Source organism: Halomonas sp. WWR20, from assembly GCF_054602495.1.
The window spans coordinates 129,590-147,448 of the sequence record NZ_JBTRHR010000001.1 but is presented as its reverse complement, the minus strand read 5'-3'; the positions used below and the strand labels follow the sequence as shown (position 1 = coordinate 147,448).

13 protein-coding genes are annotated in these 17,859 nt (G+C 60.5%); all 13 read left to right on the top strand.

What is annotated here, in order from left to right; translation table 11 throughout:
* Positions 1-138: 138 nt before the first annotated feature.
* Positions 139-1,749 carry a methyl-accepting chemotaxis protein gene (locus ACW4DH_RS00600; protein WP_459634412.1) on the top strand — a complete coding sequence of 537 codons (1,611 nt, stop codon included), beginning with the start codon at positions 139-141 and terminating at the stop codon, positions 1,747-1,749.
* Positions 1,750-1,966: 217 nt separating this feature from the next.
* On the top strand, positions 1,967-3,655 hold the full coding sequence (locus ACW4DH_RS00595) for a methyl-accepting chemotaxis protein (protein WP_459634411.1): 1,689 nt from the start codon (positions 1,967-1,969) through the stop codon (positions 3,653-3,655).
* Positions 3,656-3,762: 107 nt separating this feature from the next.
* Positions 3,763-5,925: a methyl-accepting chemotaxis protein gene (locus ACW4DH_RS00590; protein ID WP_459634410.1), complete on the top strand. Its 2,163-nt coding sequence runs from the start codon at positions 3,763-3,765 to the stop codon at positions 5,923-5,925.
* A gap of 5 nt (positions 5,926-5,930) precedes the next feature.
* Positions 5,931-6,815, top strand: coding sequence for a CheR family methyltransferase (locus ACW4DH_RS00585; protein WP_459634409.1), 885 nt, complete (start codon positions 5,931-5,933; stop codon positions 6,813-6,815).
* A gap of 119 nt (positions 6,816-6,934) precedes the next feature.
* Positions 6,935-7,999: a protein-glutamate methylesterase/protein-glutamine glutaminase gene (locus ACW4DH_RS00580; protein WP_459634408.1), complete on the top strand. Its 1,065-nt coding sequence runs from the start codon at positions 6,935-6,937 to the stop codon at positions 7,997-7,999.
* Between the two features lie 70 nt (positions 8,000-8,069).
* Positions 8,070-9,752: a methyl-accepting chemotaxis protein gene (locus ACW4DH_RS00575; RefSeq protein WP_459634407.1), complete on the top strand. Its 1,683-nt coding sequence runs from the start codon at positions 8,070-8,072 to the stop codon at positions 9,750-9,752.
* Between the two features lie 92 nt (positions 9,753-9,844).
* Positions 9,845-10,234 carry a chemotaxis response regulator CheY gene (gene cheY, locus ACW4DH_RS00570; protein WP_459634406.1) on the top strand — a complete coding sequence of 130 codons (390 nt, stop codon included), beginning with the start codon at positions 9,845-9,847 and terminating at the stop codon, positions 10,232-10,234.
* 19 nt (positions 10,235-10,253) lie between these two features.
* The gene (gene cheZ / locus ACW4DH_RS00565; protein ID WP_459634405.1) at positions 10,254-10,937 is read left to right on the top strand and encodes a protein phosphatase CheZ; all 684 of its coding nucleotides are present in this window, start codon (positions 10,254-10,256) and stop codon (positions 10,935-10,937) included.
* Between the two features lie 219 nt (positions 10,938-11,156).
* Positions 11,157-12,353 (top strand): flagellar biosynthesis protein FlhB, encoded by a 1,197-nt coding sequence (flhB, locus tag ACW4DH_RS00560; RefSeq protein WP_459634404.1) that lies wholly within the window; start codon positions 11,157-11,159, stop codon positions 12,351-12,353.
* Entirely contained in the window at positions 12,350-14,431 is a 2,082-nt protein-coding gene (gene flhA, locus ACW4DH_RS00555) for a flagellar biosynthesis protein FlhA (RefSeq protein ID WP_459634403.1), read from the top strand. The genes flhB and flhA overlap by 4 nt, the downstream gene beginning before the upstream one ends.
* A complete protein-coding gene (flhF, locus tag ACW4DH_RS00550) occupies positions 14,431-16,746 on the top strand; it encodes a flagellar biosynthesis protein FlhF (protein WP_459634402.1) in 2,316 nt (771 codons plus the stop codon). The genes flhA and flhF overlap by 1 nt, the downstream gene beginning before the upstream one ends.
* 116 nt (positions 16,747-16,862) lie before the next feature.
* A complete protein-coding gene (locus ACW4DH_RS00545; protein WP_459634401.1) occupies positions 16,863-17,270 on the top strand; it encodes a hypothetical protein in 408 nt (135 codons plus the stop codon).
* The gene (locus ACW4DH_RS00540; RefSeq protein WP_459634400.1) at positions 17,267-17,707 is read left to right on the top strand and encodes a flagellar protein FlhE; all 441 of its coding nucleotides are present in this window, start codon (positions 17,267-17,269) and stop codon (positions 17,705-17,707) included. The genes ACW4DH_RS00545 and ACW4DH_RS00540 overlap by 4 nt, the downstream gene beginning before the upstream one ends.
* Positions 17,708-17,859 lie beyond the last annotated feature (152 nt).

Here is a 17,859-nt window from a genome sequence, read left to right as displayed (position 1 = left end):
GGCTATTCCGCGCGGCAATGTATCCGACCCTAAATTTCAAGACCTCCAAGTCGATACCTGGAGAATCGATACTATAAATTCACAAAAACCGAATATACCTAACGCAACCTAATCCCTAGACGATAAGCGAAGAGTGCCATGCGCGATTGGACGACGAGTAGGAAACTGTGGGCCACGCTGGCCCTGATGTGGGTAGGGATGCTGGTGCTGGTAGGATGGACGGCCTTCGATAAACGCGAGGGTCTGCTCGATGAGCGTGTCGCGAGCCTGCGCTATTTCGTAGGCAGCGCTCGCGATCTGGTGGAGGATTACGTGGCGCGCGTCGAGCGCGGTGAAATGAGCACCCAGGAGGCTCAGTCACGAGCCATCGACAGGTTGGCCAACCTGAGCTTTGGCAAGGGTGGATATATCTTTGCCTTCGACAATGAGTTACGGATCGTCGCCCATCCGCGCCGTGAAAGGGGCGATGACATGAGCGGCTATCAGGATACCCAAGGGAAACATCTCTACCGTGAACTGAAGTCCACTGCGGACAACAATGCTCAGGTCGGCGGGTTCGTAAACTACATGTCCGAACGTGCCGAGGCGGGAGGCGGGCAGGTAGCCAAACTCAGCTATGTCCAACGGGTTCCCGTCTGGGACTGGAACCTGGCTGCAGGAGTCTACTTGGATGATATCGGCGCCAAGTTCTGGAAAAGCCTCGTTCAGCTAGGGCTGTTACTGCTGATTATCGGCACGACCGTGACATTGATCATGGGCTGGATCATTCGTGATGTCCTGAAAAGTCTGGGCGGTGATCCGCATCATGCCCAGGAGGTTGTCAAACGCATCTCTGAAGGCGATCTCTCGCGACCCCTGACCCTCAAAGCCGGCGACTCCACCAGCCTGCTGGCGTCCATCGAAGGCATGCGTACCCGCTTGGCCTCATCGATGAACAACATTCGCCAGGCCACGGACTGGATCAGTGTCGGCGCCGGCCAGATCGCGACCGGCAATCAGGATCTCTCGGCACGTACCGAGCAGCAAGCGGCTTCGGTGGAGGAAACGGCCTCGAGCATGGAAGAATTGACCCAGACCGTGCGCCAGAATGCCGACAATGCTCAGCAGGCCAGTGACATCGCCAGCGAGGCCAGTACCCAGGTCGCTCGCGGGGGAGACATGATGGATGAAGTCGTCACCACCATGCGCGCCATCACCGAAAGCTCGCGCCGCGTAACCGATATCGTCGGCGTTATCGATTCCATCGCTTTCCAGACCAATATTCTGGCACTGAACGCCTCTGTCGAGGCGGCTCGGGCCGGAGAGCAGGGGCGGGGGTTCGCCGTCGTCGCCGGCGAAGTGCGGACATTGGCCAGCCGTAGTGCAGAGGCGTCCCGCGAGATCCGCACCCTGATCGACACTTCCCATCAGCAGATCGATAGCGGCGCGGTACTGATCGACAGAACCGGTGAAACCATCCGTGGCGTAGTGACCTCGGTGGCACGCATGACCGAACTGATGCAGGAAATCTCCTCCGCCTCTCGCGAGCAGAGTGCAGGCATCGAGCAGGTCAGTCAGGCCGTAGGGCAGATGGATGAAGTCACGCAGCAGAATGCCATGCTGGTACAGCAGGCCGCAGGTTCCGCTGCCACGTTGAGTGAACAGGCCGAGCGGCTGGTTCAGGAGGTCACGTGGTTCACGTTAGCTGAAACTCGCGATGCCCAACGTAGTGCGGCGCAGAGTGTCCCCCACCTGTTAAGCGAAGCATAAGCCAACCCTTCTAAAGCCATTCCTGCCCTCAAGATCGGACGCACTACGCCGATAACCTAAAAACCGAACAGGCCCAGGCGCATGACGCGCCTGGTAGCCAGGCGTTGGTGCCCCTTACAGACACTAAAAAAATACGCTGTTGTCCAGCTTCTCTTTGCGGCTACCGGAGAGAAGCTTACAGGTCGATATTGACCGCCGAGATATGCAGGGAGGTACAGTGAAGCTACTCGACAATATGACGGTGCGCGTCAGTTGGATTCTGGTGCTGTTGACCTTCACCGGACTGGTACTGATGGTCAGTGCGCTGGGCGGTTATGCGGTGGAGTACGGTCAAGATGCTTTGAAATCCTTCAACAAGGTCGATATCGAACAGAAGTCGACCTTGAATCGTGCCAACAGCGAACTGATGATGCTGCGCCTGGACATGCAGGAGCATTACCATTATCTGCAGGAGCATCCTGGCCAGGATCAGGATGGCTCGGTGTTCGAAGGCCGTATCGCCGAGCTGAATGACACCTTCGCGACGTTCTTCAGCATGCCATTCCCGCCGCGCCATCAAGCGCTGATTGCCGAGATCAAGGCGAACTATCAGCCGCTGATGGAGGCGCTGGAGCTTCAGCTAGCCGCGCTGGAGACCGGTGACCTCGAGGGGTATGCATCGGCTATCGACAGTATCGGTGCGCTCAATGATGCTTTTTATACCAGTGCCGTGGATTATTTCGTCACCATCGAGAAGCAGGGTGCCGGCTTCTATCAGGACTTCCAGAGCAAGTCCCTTGTCTTGGAAGTTGCCTTCGGCATCGCCGTAGCGTTGGCGTTGATAGTCGTCGCGGTGGTGCTATGGGGTGTTACCGTCAATGTCATCAATCCCCTTAAACGAATCGTCGATCACTTTGAGCGCATGTCGCATGGCGATCTGTCCGTCACGGTGGAAGGGCGTGGCGAGAACGAGATTGGTAAGCTGTTTTCGGCGCTGTCACGCATGCAGGAAAGCCTTTCGCGTACCGTGGGTATGGTGCGCGAGGGGAGCGATAACATCTATTCAGGCTCACACGACATTGCTCAAGGCAATATCGATCTCTCTTCGCGCACCGAGCAGCAGGCCGCCTCGCTGGAGGAAACCGCATCCAGCATGGAGCAGCTGACCTCGACGGTGCAGCAGAATGCCGATAACGCACGTCAGGCGAGCCAGCTGGCATCGGAAGCGTCGCAAACCGCACAGCGTGGCGGCGAAGTCGTCAGCGATGTCGTGACCACCATGCGCAGCATTACCCAGGGCGCCCATCAGATGGCCGAGATCATCGGCGTGATCGACTCGATCGCCTTCCAGACCAATATTCTGGCATTGAACGCTTCCGTCGAGGCGGCGCGAGCCGGCGAACAGGGACGTGGCTTTGCCGTGGTCGCCAGTGAAGTGCGCTCGCTGGCCAGCCGCTCTGCGGCCTCCGCCAAGGAAATCCGCACGCTGATAGACGCCTCCGTGGGCCGTATCGAAAGTGGCTCGGTCCTGGTCGACCAAGCGGGACGCACCATGAACGATATCGTGGCGGCGGTTCAGCGAGTCACCGACATCATGGACGAGATTGCCGCCGCGTCTCAAGAACAGAGCAACGGCATCGGCCAGGTTAATCAGGCCATTACCCAGATGGATCAAGTCACGCAGCAGAACGCATCGCTGGTGCAGAATGCCGCCCGCTCGGCGGCCGATCTCGAGCGACAAGCTGCCGCCCTGCGCGAATCCGTGGCTGTCTTTCAGCTAGCGGGCAGGGGGCATCCGGAAAAAGCCCTGCAGAGTGATGGCGCCTCGCACGGTGTCCGGCACCTGATGCAGGAGAAAACCGAAGGGCGAGTTTCCATGACATCACCGGATCGGGAAACACAAGCGACGGGGTGGGAGTCATTCTAGACCTTTTCATGCCACCTGAGCGTGACGTTAGAGCCTTTGGGCGCCGCCAACGACTCAATACATGGTTAACAATACTTAAATAAACAGCGGATTCAGGGAACAATTCAATGCGTAACAACCAGCCGGTTACCGAGCGGGAATACGAAATCAGCGAGCATCAATTCCTGATCTCCCGTACCGATGCCAAGGGGCAGATTACCTATGCCAGCCCTGCCTTCATCGAAGCAAGTGGTTTTACTCGGGAAGAATTGATCGGGGCACCGCACAACATCGTGCGTCATCCCGACATGCCTTCTGCTGCTTACGCCAATTTATGGCAAACCCTGAAGGCAGGCGAGGTATGGACCGGCCTGGTCAAGAATCGCCGCAAGAATGGCGATTACTACTGGGTCCATGCAACGGTGACACCGATTGTCGAGGCTGACCAGATCGTGGGCTATACCTCGGTACGTATCCGGGCCGATGCCAAGGCGCGCGCGTATGCCGAGCAAGCCTACGCCGCAATGGCTGCAGGGCAGCGGCGCGGACGCATGGCGCGTGGCGAACTGAAGCCGAGTGGTGTATTGGGCCGCCTGCGCGGCATCAAGCTGGGGACGCTGCGCAGTCGCTTGATCGGCATGATCAGTATCGGCGTGGTGACCCTCGCCCTCAGCGGCGGTTTGTCGATATACAGTTTGATGCAGGCCGGTGATCGCCTGCACACGCTCAATCGGGATGGGCTTGAAGACGTCGTGCGCCTGCAGGAGCTCGATCAGTTGATGGCCAAGGGGCGTCAGCTGGTAAGTGGCCCGGTCAGCAATCCCATGTCGGATAACATGGAGACGGTCGGTCAGAAGGTGGAAAAGGTCCTGAGTGAGCTCGAATCCACCTGGACGGAATATGAAGCGCGTGAAATCAATCACACGCCGACCGCCGAGGCGTTTGGCAAGAATTTGCGTCATTACATCGACGATGGTCTGGGCGCTGTCATGAACTCTCTGAGTAGCGGGGATTTCTACCAAGCCTATGTGGCCTACAACGATGTCATGATCGGTGAAAACGAGGCAATGAGTACGGCGCTCAACAGCCTGATCCAGGCCAAGCGTGACAATGCCATGGCGATGGCGGCGCAGGCTGAGCAGCAGGAGCGCAACATGCTGATGGCGCAGGGCGGACTTCTGCTGCTCGGCCTATTGCTGTTGCTGGTACTAGGGGTCCGCACGATTCGCACCACCTTGCGACCGATTCGCGAGGCGCTCAACGTTACGCTGCAGATCGCCGCGGGTAACCTCGGGGTGCAGATGTCCAAGCACAACGATGATGAAGTCGGTCGCCTGACGCGCGCGCTGGATACCATGCGCCGCAGCTTGAGCAACATCATTCATGACGTCAATACCGGTGTCGGCGTGGTAATTCCCGCCACGCAGGATATCGCCACCGGCAACGTCGATCTGTCAGCGCGTACTGAGCAACAGTCGGCCTCGCTGACGCAAACGGCATCGAGCATGGAGGAGATGACCGCCACGGTGAAGCAGAACGCCGACAACGCGCGTCAGGCCAGTCAGTTGGCGGGTGGAGCTGCCGATACCGTACGCAACAGTGGTGAGGTCATGGGGCAGGTCGTCCAGACCATGGACAGGATCACCCAGAGTTCGCGCAAGGTGGGCGATATCGTCGGCGTTATCGACTCGATTGCCTTCCAGACCAACATTCTGGCACTGAACGCTTCTGTAGAGGCGGCACGGGCTGGTGAGCAGGGGCGCGGCTTTGCCGTGGTGGCCGATGAGGTGCGCAATCTGGCCAGTCGTAGCGCCCAAGCGGCCAAGGAAATTCGCGACCTGATCAATGCCTCCACCAAGGAAGTCGGTAGTGGTGCCGAGCTGGTTCGCCAGGCCGAGGCGTCCATCGAGCAAGTCGTGGTCTCGGTCAAACGCGTCAACGACATCATGCATGAAATCTCGGCGGCTTCCGAAGAACAGACCAGCGGCATCGAGCAGATCAACCAAGCCATCACTCAGATGGACGATGTCACGCAGCAGAATGCCCAGCTCGTCCAGACTTCGGCCACGACCGCCTCGGAGCTAGAAGCTCAGGTGCGCTTCCTGGCGCATTCCGTCGCCGTCTTCCGGCTAGGCGGAAGCGAAGTTGAACAGCATGAAAGCGCTGCTTCTCCCAAAGCGCTCGGCGGTTCCCGGCCCGCCTTGTCGTCGGGCAGCCAGCCGAGGCCGGCCGCAAACAAGCCTGCTGCCAAACAGGCAGCGCCTGCACACGATGATTGGGAGGCCTTTTGAACGCCATGACCCGTGATGTTCTGGTGCCGCCGCATAATCAGTCCAGCGGCTTCAGCGCTCTCGAGCGAGACCTCGAGCTGACCGATTCCGACTTCGAAAGGATTCGCAAGCTTATTTATCAGCGCGCCGGCATTGTGCTGGCGGAGCACAAGCGCGAGATGGTTTACAGCCGTCTCGCCAAGCGGTTGCGCTTGCATCGCATGACCCGCTTCTCCGAATATCTTGACCGTCTTGAGCGTAACTTCGAGGCCAAGGAGTGGGAGGCGTTTACCAATGCGTTGACCACCAACCTCACGGCATTCTTTCGCGAATCACATCATTTCCCGCTACTGGCTCGGCATGTCGTACAAGTGTCGGGACCGGTGCGGATCTGGTGTGCCGCCGCCTCCACGGGGGAGGAGCCGTATTCGTTGGCCATGACGCTCATCGAGGCATTGGGCTCGCGTGCCAGCCAGGCAAGGATTGTGGCGACCGATATCGATACGGAGGCGTTGGCCAAGGCCCGCGCCGGCGTCTATTCCCTCGAGCAGGTCGGCAAGCTTTCCGAGGCGCAGCTCAAGCGCTTTTTCTTCAAGGGAAATGGCGCGCAATCGGGCATGGTTCGAGTGCGTCCGGAAATTGCCGAGATGATCGATTTTCAGCCGCTTAACCTATTGGCGCCCAGCTGGGCCGTCAAGGGGCCATTCGATGCCATCTTCTGTCGCAACGTGATGATCTATTTCGACAAACAGACCCAAGCGCGGATTCTCGAGCGTTTTGCGCCCCAGCTCAAGCCTGACGGATTGTTGTTTGCGGGGCATTCGGAAAGTTTTTCCTATATCAGTCAAGCTTTTCGGTTACGGGGACAAACGGTTTACGAATTGTCGCGTAAGCCCTCAAGCCCGGCGTAACGGCGCCGATAATTCTTACATGGCGCCACATATTGGGTCGGTGCGGTCAAGACCGGCCCCAAAACGCCAATTCATGTGGCCAGTGCCCGCAGGGTGGGGCTCCAGAAGGAGACGTTACTTTGTCCCCCAATAAGATCCAGGTGCTTTGCGTTGACGATTCAGCGCTGATTCGCGACCTGATGAGCGAAATTATCAATAGCCAGCCGGATATGGAAGTCGTTGCGACAGCGCCCGATCCCTTGGTGGCGCGGGACCTGATCAAGCGCACCAACCCGGATGTGCTGACGCTTGACGTCGAAATGCCGCGGATGGACGGCCTGGATTTTCTGGAACGGCTGATGCGGTTACGCCCGATGCCGGTGGTTATGGTTTCGTCTTTGACCCAGAAAGGCTCGGAAATCACCCTGCGCGCCTTGGAGCTGGGGGCGGTGGATTTCGTTGCCAAGCCCGAAATCGGTATCCGCGACGGCATGCGTGAATACACGCAGCTGATCGCCGACAAGATCCGTGTGGCCGCCAAGTCGCGTCCGCGCACCTTGCGTCGCGATACCCAGACACAGGCCAGTGCGCCTCTCAATGCACCGCTGCTCTCCAGTGAGAAGCTAATCATCATCGGCGCTTCGACCGGAGGAACCGAGGCAATTCGCAGCGTACTCGAGCCATTGCCCGCCAACAGTCCGGCGATTCTGATTACGCAACATATGCCGGGGGGCTTTACCCGCTCCTTTGCCGAGCGTCTCAATCGGTTATGCCGGATAACCGTGAAGGAGGCCGAGGATGGCGAGCGTGTGCTCCCCGGGCATGCCTACATCGCACCAGGGGATCATCATCTTAAGCTGGCTCGTTCGGGGGCCAACTACGTCGTGCGTCTGGATGACGGCCCACCGGTCAACCGACATCGCCCCTCCGTCGATGTGCTGTTCCACTCCGCGGCCCAGTCCGCCGGACGCAACGCGGTTGGGGTGATCTTGACCGGCATGGGCAAGGACGGCGCCGCAGGACTGCTCGAAATGCGTCAGGCCGGCGCGCATACCCTGGCCCAGGATGAAGAAAGCTGCGTGGTCTTCGGCATGCCGCGTGAGGCCATTGCACTGGGGGGAGCCGTGGAAACCTCCCCACTGGACGATATCGCCTCAAAACTACTGGGGCGGGTAGCCGCCTCGGGGCGTGCCCAGCGAGTGTAAGGCTTACAAATTTTCAACGGCTCAAACGATATAGTGCGTTAACGCGGGGACGTAAAGAATGGAAGGGAAAATGCGCCACCTCTCGGTCAGGTTCAGCCTGACCCTGGCTCTGGTCGTGATGGTAACCTTGATCGGAATGGTCAGCGCCCTAGGGTTTTTGGCCAAGAACGTCAGCGGCGAGGTTATCGATGAGCTGGCGCAGATCAATGTGGAACAATCCACCACGCTTAATCGTACCCAAGTCAATCTGCTGCGTGCTCAAGTACTCATCTCCAGCTACATGAATGCCTTCCAGGCAGGCGATATCGACCGTGCCATGAACATGCTTGACGCCGCCAAGGCGGCACTGGCGCAAGGCGAGCAGCGCTTTGCGGAGTTCCAGGCAGTACCGATGCCCGAGGACAGCCAGCGGCTTCCCTACGTCGAGGCGATCATCTCCACGTATACCGCATTGGTCAATGAAGGGCTGACTCCCTTGCTTAACAACGCGGACCCCGGTTATGCGTTGAGCCAGGATGAAACTCTTTCGCAACTGACCCGTGATTTCGATGAAGCGACTCAGGCATTCATTCGCTATAGCGAAGAGCGGGGGGCGGAGCTCATCGCCGATAACGAGGGCTTCGCACATAACGTCGAGCTGGTGGCGTTTCTACTGCTGGGGCTGGCGATCCTGATTGCGGTGGGCGTCCGCATGGGGCTGATGCGGATCGTAGTCAAGCCTCTCGACGAGGCGGTGGCACACTTCGACCGGATCGCGCAAGGCGACCTTTCGCAAGCCATCGCCGAGCGGGGCAATAACGAAATCGGGCGTCTGTTTGCCGCCATGCAACGCATGCAGACGGGACTCGCCCGTACCGTGGGTACCGTGCGCGCGAGCAGTGGCTCGATTCATAGCGGTGCTCGCGAAATTGCCGGTGGCAATGCCGACCTATCCTCACGTACCGAGCAACAGGCGGCATCCCTGGAGGAGACGGCGTCGAGCATGGAGGAATTGACCGCCACGGTGAAGCAGAACGCCGACAATGCGCGTCAGGCTAGCCAACTGGCGTCGGATGCCTCCCAGACTGCCGGACGTGGCGGTGAAGTGGTGGCCCAGGTGGTGGAGACCATGCGCGATATCACCTCGGGCTCAAGGCAAATGACCGAGATTGTCGGAGTGATCGACTCCATCGCCTTTCAGACCAACATTCTGGCGCTGAATGCTTCCGTCGAGGCGGCGCGTGCCGGCGAGCAAGGGCGCGGTTTCGCCGTGGTCGCCGGAGAGGTCAGAACGCTGGCCAGCCGCTCGGCGGCCTCCGCCAAGGAGATCCGCGAACTGATCAACGCCTCGGTGGGGCGTGTCGAGAGCGGTTCGGCGCTGGTGGACCAGGCAGGTAGCACCATGCAGGAGATCGTCGCAGCGGTACATCGCGTCACCGACATCATGGATGAAATCGCCGCTGCATCGCAGGAGCAGAGTAACGGCATTACTCAGGTGAATCAGGCGATTGTCCAGATGGACCAGGTCACCCAGCAGAATGCTTCACTGGTGCAGGAAGCCTCTTCTGCCGCAGCCTCTCTGGAAGAGCAGGCGGCGCGGCTCGAAAAGGCCGTTGCATCTTTTCGCTTGGCGGATGACGCCGTGCATCAGGCCGTCACGGCAACCGACAAGCCGCTAGCTTTGGGCAGCTCACGTGAAACGCGCGACGCGAGTCGCTCAGCGCCTCCCCCAAAAGCGGCGCTTAGTGATGCCGATGATTGGGAAGAATTTTAAACGGGCTGACCGGCACCGGCCGTTCTCCCATATCCATAGAGAGTATCGGCGTACGATGCCGATGCATTAGCCAAGCAGGACGAGGAATCACGATGGCTGACAAGAACATGAGTATTTTGGTGGTGGACGACTTTCCGACCATGCGTCGTATCGTTCGCAGCCTGTTGAAAGAGCTGGGTTTCACCAATGTAGAAGAAGCCGAGGATGGTCAGGAAGCATTGCATAAACTACGTGCCGGTAATTTCGAATTCGTCGTATCGGACTGGAACATGCCGAATCTCGATGGGCTCGCCATGCTCAAGGAGATTCGTCAGGATTCCGGGCTTTCTCACCTGCCAGTGCTGATGGTGACGGCTGAAGCCAAAAAGGAAAACATCATCGCGGCTGCCCAGGCGGGTGCCAACGGTTACGTGGTGAAGCCCTTTACCGCGGCAACCCTGGAAGAGAAGCTCAACAAGATATTCGAAAAACTGGGCAAGTGAGCCTGGAGGAGCACTGATCATGAGCGGAGAAGCGCTTAAAGAACAAGAGGGGGCCACGCGTAACGTGCCCGCCGACGATCTGATTCTGCGGATCGGCCAGTTGACGCGCATGTTGCATGACAGCATGCGTGAGTTGGGTCTCGACAAGGAGGTCGAGAAGGCGGCCCAAGCCATCCCCGATGCTCGCGATCGTCTCAATTATGTGGTCATGATGACGGAGCAGGCAGCGGATCGCGCGCTTAACGCCATTGACCAGGCTCAGCCTATCCAGGAAAAGCTCGAAGCGCAGGCGCAGCAGCTCGACCAACGCTGGCAGTCCTGGTTCGAGTCTCCCATCGAACTCAGCGATGCCAAGGATCTGGTCAAGGATACCCGCACCTATTTGCAGGATATCCCCGCCAAGACCCAGGCGACCAACGCCCAATTGCTAGAAATCATGATGGCTCAGGACTTCCAGGACCTGACGGGCCAGGTCATCAAGAAGATGATGGAGGTCATCCGTCAGATCGAGAATCAACTGGTCCAGGTGCTGGTGGACAATGTTCCCGAGGGGCATGAGCGTCGCGAGCTACAGCGTGTCGCCGATGAGAAGAAGGAACAGGAAAACACCTTGCTCAATGGCCCTCAGATCAAGCCGGACGGCGAAGACGCCGTCAGCAGTCAGGATCAGGTGGACGATCTGCTCGACAGCCTGGGTTTCTGAACCCTATCGCCGGCTCGCCGCGAGCCGGCTTTCCAGGATCCATGCGGATCCTGGCCTTCCCCAGCGCGACGGCATATTGCCGACGCGCAACTGCCACTTAGACTGTCATTATAAATAGCGTGTGAATCGTCACGCTGTTCACGTGATTGCTCCTATCTTTGTCCCGCCAGAATACGCTGCATCCACCCGACCATCCAACGCCTGTGGGCGGAGAAGGACATGGCAGCGGAAAGCGACAGCGACGATGACAAGACCGAAGAGGCCACACCCAGGCGCCTGGAAAAGGCGCGTGAGGAAGGCCAGGTTGCACGTTCCCGCGAGTTGACGACGTTTCTGTTGCTGGCGGGCGGGGTGGCGGGTCTGTGGTCGATGGGTGGCCTGCTTTACGACCAGTTGGGTCTGGTCATGGAACAATCGTTTCTTTTTGAACGAGGCTTGGCGTTCGACACCGCCCTGATGCTGACGCATGTCTGGCAACTCGGGCAGCGAACGCTGCTTGCGCTGATGCCGCTATTCATGCTGCTGACGGTAGTGGCACTAGTGGCACCGATGTTGTTGGGAGGCTGGCTGATTTCCGCGAAGTCGCTCAAGCCCCAGGCCAGCAAGCTCAACCCGGTCAAGGGCCTCAAGCGGATGTTTTCGACCCAGGCTCTGGCCGAGCTCGCCAAGGCCATTGCCAAGTCGACCCTGGTCGGCAGCGTGGCGGTCACTTTCTTGTGGGCGCATCGTGGGGAGCTGCTGGGGCTGGCGAGCCAGTCGCTGGATCAGGCGCTGGCGACCGCCATGGAACTAGCCGTGCTGTGCTGCGCGTTGATCGTCGTCTCGCTGATCGTGGTGATTCTGATCGACGTGCCGTATCAATTGTGGAGCCACGCCAAGAAACTGCGCATGAGCAAGGAAGACATCCGAAAGGAGCACAAGGAGTCCGAAGGCGACCCGCATGTCAAGGGGCGCATCCGCGCGCAGCAACAGGCGATGGCCCGGCAGCGCATGATGAGCAAGGTGCCCGACGCGGATGTCATCGTCACCAACCCGACGCACTATGCCGTAGCGCTCTCCTATCGTGATGGCGAGATGTCAGCGCCACGCGTCGTGGCGAAGGGGGCCGATCATGTGGCGGCCCGAATTCGCGAACTGGGCAGTGAGCATCATGTGCCGCTGCTCGAGGCGCCGCCGTTGGCGCGTGCGCTATACCATCACGTCGACCTCGATCATGAGGTCCCGGCGGATCTTTACACTGCGGTGGCCGAGGTTCTGGCCTGGGCCTACCGCCTGAAGCGCGTACGCGAAGAGGGGGGGGCGATGCCCGATACTCCAAGGGATCTGCCCGTTCCCGAGGCGCTGGATAATCATGTGTCTGACAATCAACGCGACGATAGCCGCCAAGCCGATAGCGATGCCAAGGAATCCGAATGAATGCGCTGAGTGACCTGCTGGGCCGCCAGAATTGGCTGAACGACGCACGCTTCAAGCTGCTGGCGGGCCCCGTACTGATCATCATGATCCTGTCGATGATGATCCTGCCCTTGCCACCGTTCGCGCTGGACATATTCTTCACCTTCAATATCGCGCTGGCGATCATGGTGCTGCTGGTCAGCATGTTTACCCAGAAACCGCTGGATTTCGCGGCGTTTCCGGCGGTACTGCTGTTTTCTACCCTGCTGCGGCTATCGCTCAACGTGGCCTCCACCCGGGTCGTGTTGATGGAAGGCCACGAGGGGGCCGGGGCGGCGGGTGCTGTCATCGAGGCCTTCGGCGAGTTCCTGATCGGCGGCAACTTTGCCGTGGGGCTGGTGGTGTTCTTGATTCTGGTGGTCATCAACTTCATGGTCATCACCAAGGGGGCGGGGCGTATCGCTGAAGTCGGTGCGCGTTTCACCCTGGATGCCATGCCCGGCAAACAGATGGCCATCGATGCCGACCTCAACGCCGGTCTGATCGGAGAAGAGGACGCTCGTAAGCGACGTAGCGAGATCTCTCAGGAAGCCGACTTCTTCGGCTCCATGGACGGCGCTAGCAAGTTCGTGCGTGGCGATGCCATGGCGGGTCTGATGATCATGGTCATCAACTTGATCGGGGGCTTGATCATTGGCGTGGCCCAGCATGGCATGCCGTTTGCCGAAGCTGCGCGGACCTATACGCTGCTCACCGTGGGCGACGGCCTGGTCGCGCAGATTCCTGCACTGGTGATCTCCACCGCCGCGGGCGTCACGGTGTCGCGGGTCAACACCGATCAGGACGTCGGCCAGCAGTTGATCAGTCAGTTGTTCAACAACCCCCAAGTAATGTTTCTGGCGGCCGGCGTGATGGGCCTGCTGGGAATGGTGCCGGGTATGCCCAACTTGGTGTTCCTGCTGTTTGCCGTGCTGCTTGGCTCGCTGGGCTGGTGGCTGGTGCAGAAAGGGCAGCGCAGCGCCGAGGAGCAGGTCAGCGCCAAGACTCCGCCACCGGTGCCGGAAACGCCGGAAGCCAGCTGGGACGATGTGCAATTGGTCGACACGCTAGGCCTGGAAGTCGGCCATCGTCTGATTCCGCTAGTCGATCAGCGCCAGCAGGGCGAACTGCTGGGACGGATCAAGAGCGTACGCAAGAAGTTCGCTCAGGATGTCGGCTTTCTGCCGCCGGTGGTGCATATTCGCGATAATCTCGAGCTCGGCCCCAATACGTACGTGATTACTCTCAAGGGCGTTGAAGTCGGACGTGCCGAAGCCTACCCGGGTAAATGGCTGGCGATCGATCCCGGTCAGGTCTCGGGGAGCATCGAAGGAACTATTACCAAGGATCCGGCCTTCGGCCTGCCGGCGGTATGGATCGAGGGTGGACAGCGCGAGCGGGCCCAGGTTTACGGCTATACCGTGGTCGATGCCAGCACCGTCGTCGCCACGCACCTCAACCATCTGCTGCATGGCCACGCCGGCGAAATGCTTGGCCGTCAGGAAGTCCAGCAGCTCCTCGACAAGGTCGGAGAGGAAAACAAGGCTCTGGTCGAGGAGGTGGTGCCCAAAGCACTGACGCTGACCGCGCTGCAGAGAATATTGCACAACCTGCTCAATGAGGAAGTCTCGATTCGCGACATGCGCACCATCCTTGACGCGCTGGCGGAACACGCGACACCGCAGAGCGACCCGTATGACTTGACGGCGGTGGTACGTATCGCGCTGGGTCGGGCGATTACCCAGCAATGGTTCCCCGGTGGGCAGGAGCTGCACGTCATTGGGCTGGATGCCAACCTCGAGCAGGTGCTGGCGCAGGCGATGGGCAATGGCGGAGCGCTGGAGCCGGGCTTGGCCGACACGCTCATGCAGCAGTCGGTGGCGGCTGTGGAGCGCCAGGAAGCCCGTGGCGAACCCTCGGTGCTGGTGGTCCAGCATGGTCTGCGTGCCTTGCTGGCGCGCTTCCTGCGCCGGCGCCTCACACACCTGGTCGTGATGTCCCAAGCCGAAATTCCCGATGACCGTACTCTGCGCGTCACCACCATGATCGGAGGCCATTGATGAGCGTGCATCGTTTCATTGGCGCCAACAGCCGCGACGCCATGCGTCAGGTCCGCGCCATGTTGGGCGAGGATGCCTTGATCCTTTCCAACCGCTGGCTCGACGAGGGGGTCGAAGTCCTGGCTCTGGCCAATGACGAGCATGAGCGCCTGACGGGAGGCGAGGTACGCGATGCAGCGCCGCCGCGTCAAGTGCCGGCACCGCCGCACTCGGGCGTTTCGTCAACTGCGCCGTCCACCGCGGCGCTTCCCACGCGTGCCGCTCAAGATGCTGCACCCGCTCCGGTGAAGGAGTCGATGGATTTCGCAGCGCTCGGCGAACGCCTGCTCGGAGAAATGCAGGGCATGCGCGAGATGCTGTCCCGCTCGGGTGAGGCTTCGCATGAGGGGCAAGCTTCTCCGGTGGTCATGGCGTTGCGCCAGCGGCTGCTACTGGCGGGTTTCGGTCCGCGCCTGACACTGGAGCTGCTCGAGGCCCTTCCTGTCGAGTTACATGCCGAGGCCGCTCAAGCGGATGCCTGGCTTGAACGCCAGTTGGCGGCACGCCTGCCGGTGCTTGAGGACGAGGCGGTATTGCTCGACAAGGGTGGCGTGTTCGCGCTGGTGGGGCCCACCGGGGTGGGTAAAACCACGACTACGGCAAAGCTGGCGGCGCGCTACGTGATGCGCCATGGCAGCGCCAATGTCGCGTTGGTCACTACCGACAGCTATCGTATCGGCGCCCACGAGCAGCTACGCATCTATGCCCGTCTGATGGGTGTCGAAGTGCATGCCTTGGAAGCCGACGCCCCGCTGGGCGGTCTGCTTGAGCAACTCTCCGATAAGCGGCTGGTCATCATCGATACCGTCGGCATGAGTCAGCGTGACCAGCGCGTGACCGGGCAGATCGCACGTCTTGGCGGGGGACAACGGCCGGTGCGACGATTGCTGCTGCTCAACGCTGCCAGTCATGGCGATACGCTGGAAGACGTGGTGAAGACCTATCAGGAAGCCACTCGCGAGGCGGGTGCCGGACTGGATGGCTGTATCCTGACCAAAGTCGATGAAGCTCCGCGTCTGGGCGCCGTGCTGGATACCGTAATGCGCCATGGCTTGCGGGTACTGTATGTTTCACATGGTCAGCAAGTTCCCGAGGATCTGCGCCTGGCCGAGCGAAAATCTCTGCTTCATCAGGCCCTATCGGAACATGGCGACTCGCCTTTTGCCTTGGACAGCGTGGCGCCACGTGGACAGGCGGGGGCGGGGCGTAAACTGCAGTCGCTGACTCGGGGGTTGTTGGGACAGGGGCGCTCCCTGGCGGCAACACTCGACGTGCTGCGCCGGGAGATGCCTGGATTCACCGGACTGGAGCGCGCATGGCGATTGTCGGGCATGTCAGCCTCGGCTCAGTCGGCGGGTGTGCCGGCGCTGCTGGAGCCTGCCGCCTGGGGCAAGATGCTGCAGGGCGAACGTCATGGTTCGACGCCATCGACGATGTTATGGCCACGTCTTGGCGCCCCGACAGGCAGCACTTGGCAACTGCCGGCGTGGGTATTGGATGGGCAAGGCCTGCCTTCGCTCTTGCCCTGGCTGATGCATCGCTTGCCTGCCGGTGAGAAGCCCCGGCTGACTTGCGCGGAACAGCAGCAGGAAGTGGATTATCAACTGGTACCGTCCTGCCCGGGAATCGAGGCGCGGCTGTACCTGGCGGGTAAAGACTCCCGCTCAGTATGGCTGGCAGGCGCCAAGGGCCATTCGCGGGTCAGTCTGAACGGCGAGCGGCATAGGCTCAGTGCCCTGCGTGACGAGGCATCGGTGTTGAAAACGCTGGATTGCCGCTATCGCGGACGTACGGCTCGCCTGGTCATGCGTACCCTTGGCGTGCGCCTGGCCGATGGACAACCGGTTCAGGCCTGGTGGGGGGAATTGGCGGAGTGCGACAGCGGCCAACGGCTGGCGCAGCGCTACTGGCTGTCTCCAGCCACGTCCGATGGGGGAGTCGACGCGGTCCGACTTCAAGTGCTCTGTCACCAGTTGGCTCAGGAGGAGCTGCCTGCTCTGACCAAGCGTGCCTGGCAGCGAATCGACGATAGCGGGCGCTCGGCATGCGACCCCGAATTGCAGTTGTTACTGGCCGGTTCACTTGCCGCTGCCGCCAGCCGGCTCGACTTGGAGCGAGGCGATTGGGCGCGGGATGTCAGGGCCCAGTTACTGGGATTGTTGGGCAGCCGCCGTTCACGTTCGGCGATAACGCTTCTCGAGGCGCTGGTTCAGCTGCTGACGGCGTGCGACGTGTTTCGAGATCTAGGTGGGGCTGGCCTTGAGGCCGGACAATGAGTGCGTTGGACCAAGCCGCAGGGCTGCGTCGCTGGGCTGAAGCCCAGGAGGTGAGGGAACCGAAGCCAGCAGCACCTCGAGTCGTAAGCTCCGAGGCCCCCGCCGCGGAGCTACGCATGCTCATGACCGTAGGCTTACCCAGCGTCTCGACAGGCGCGTCGCAGCGTGTAATGCAAGCGCTGCAGCGATGGCAACGACAGGGACACCGGTGGGTGGGCAATGCTCATGGCTGGCGTGTCGTCCCGCTGGATACGCGTAATCCCCATCTGCCGACCCTGGCGCAGCAGCAGGCACGCTGGGCACTGTGGGTCGAGCATGACTCCGACGGCTTTCGTCGTGCCTATCTGGCCCTGAAACGGCTGCGCTTGGCAGATGGCCCGTCGCGTCTGCTGGTGGTGCATGCCGGGCTGTCCCCGGCATCGGGCCTACTCAAGAACCTGCAGCAGTCGGCTGCACGGTATCTCGACACCGAACTGCTGATTCTGCAGGAACGTGAAACTCATCAGCAGGGGATGACTAAATGAGGCTGGCGCGTCTTGCCCTGGGGCTGGTGAATGCCCTGAGCCTTGTCCTGGCGGTGGGTATGTTGTCAGTGTCTCCGGCGTGGGCAGCGGCAGGCAGTTGGGTCGCTCAAGGCAAAAGCGTGCTGCTGACCACGCCGGGACGGCTCGAAACCTCGAAGAACCTGCAGCCTCCTGCCGAAAGCCCCGCACATCGAGGCCGTATCACCCGGGTGCGCTGGCGCTATCAGGCGCCACCGGATGTCACGCCGGTGCTGGAAGCATGGCTATGCCATCCGACGCGCTGCACGGCGCTACCGGCAGGGCAGGGAACCACTGAGGCGCTGGCAGGTTTGCCGGCTGATAGCGCGGTGTATTTTCGCTTTCGCCTGTCGTCTGGGGTGAGACACGCAACATCGATGCGTGTAAAAGGCCTGCAGGTCATCGTCGATTATCAGTGATGCCGCCGGTTGAGCGCTGGGCCACTTGCGTGGCCGCTCCGGGAAATTACAGTTTTGCCACCAGCAGTCGATAGGGATAAGAGCTGACCGTCCGTGTCGGCTTGTACGTATATAAAAGACTGGCTTGCGGCCGAGCCGTTTATCCACTGACA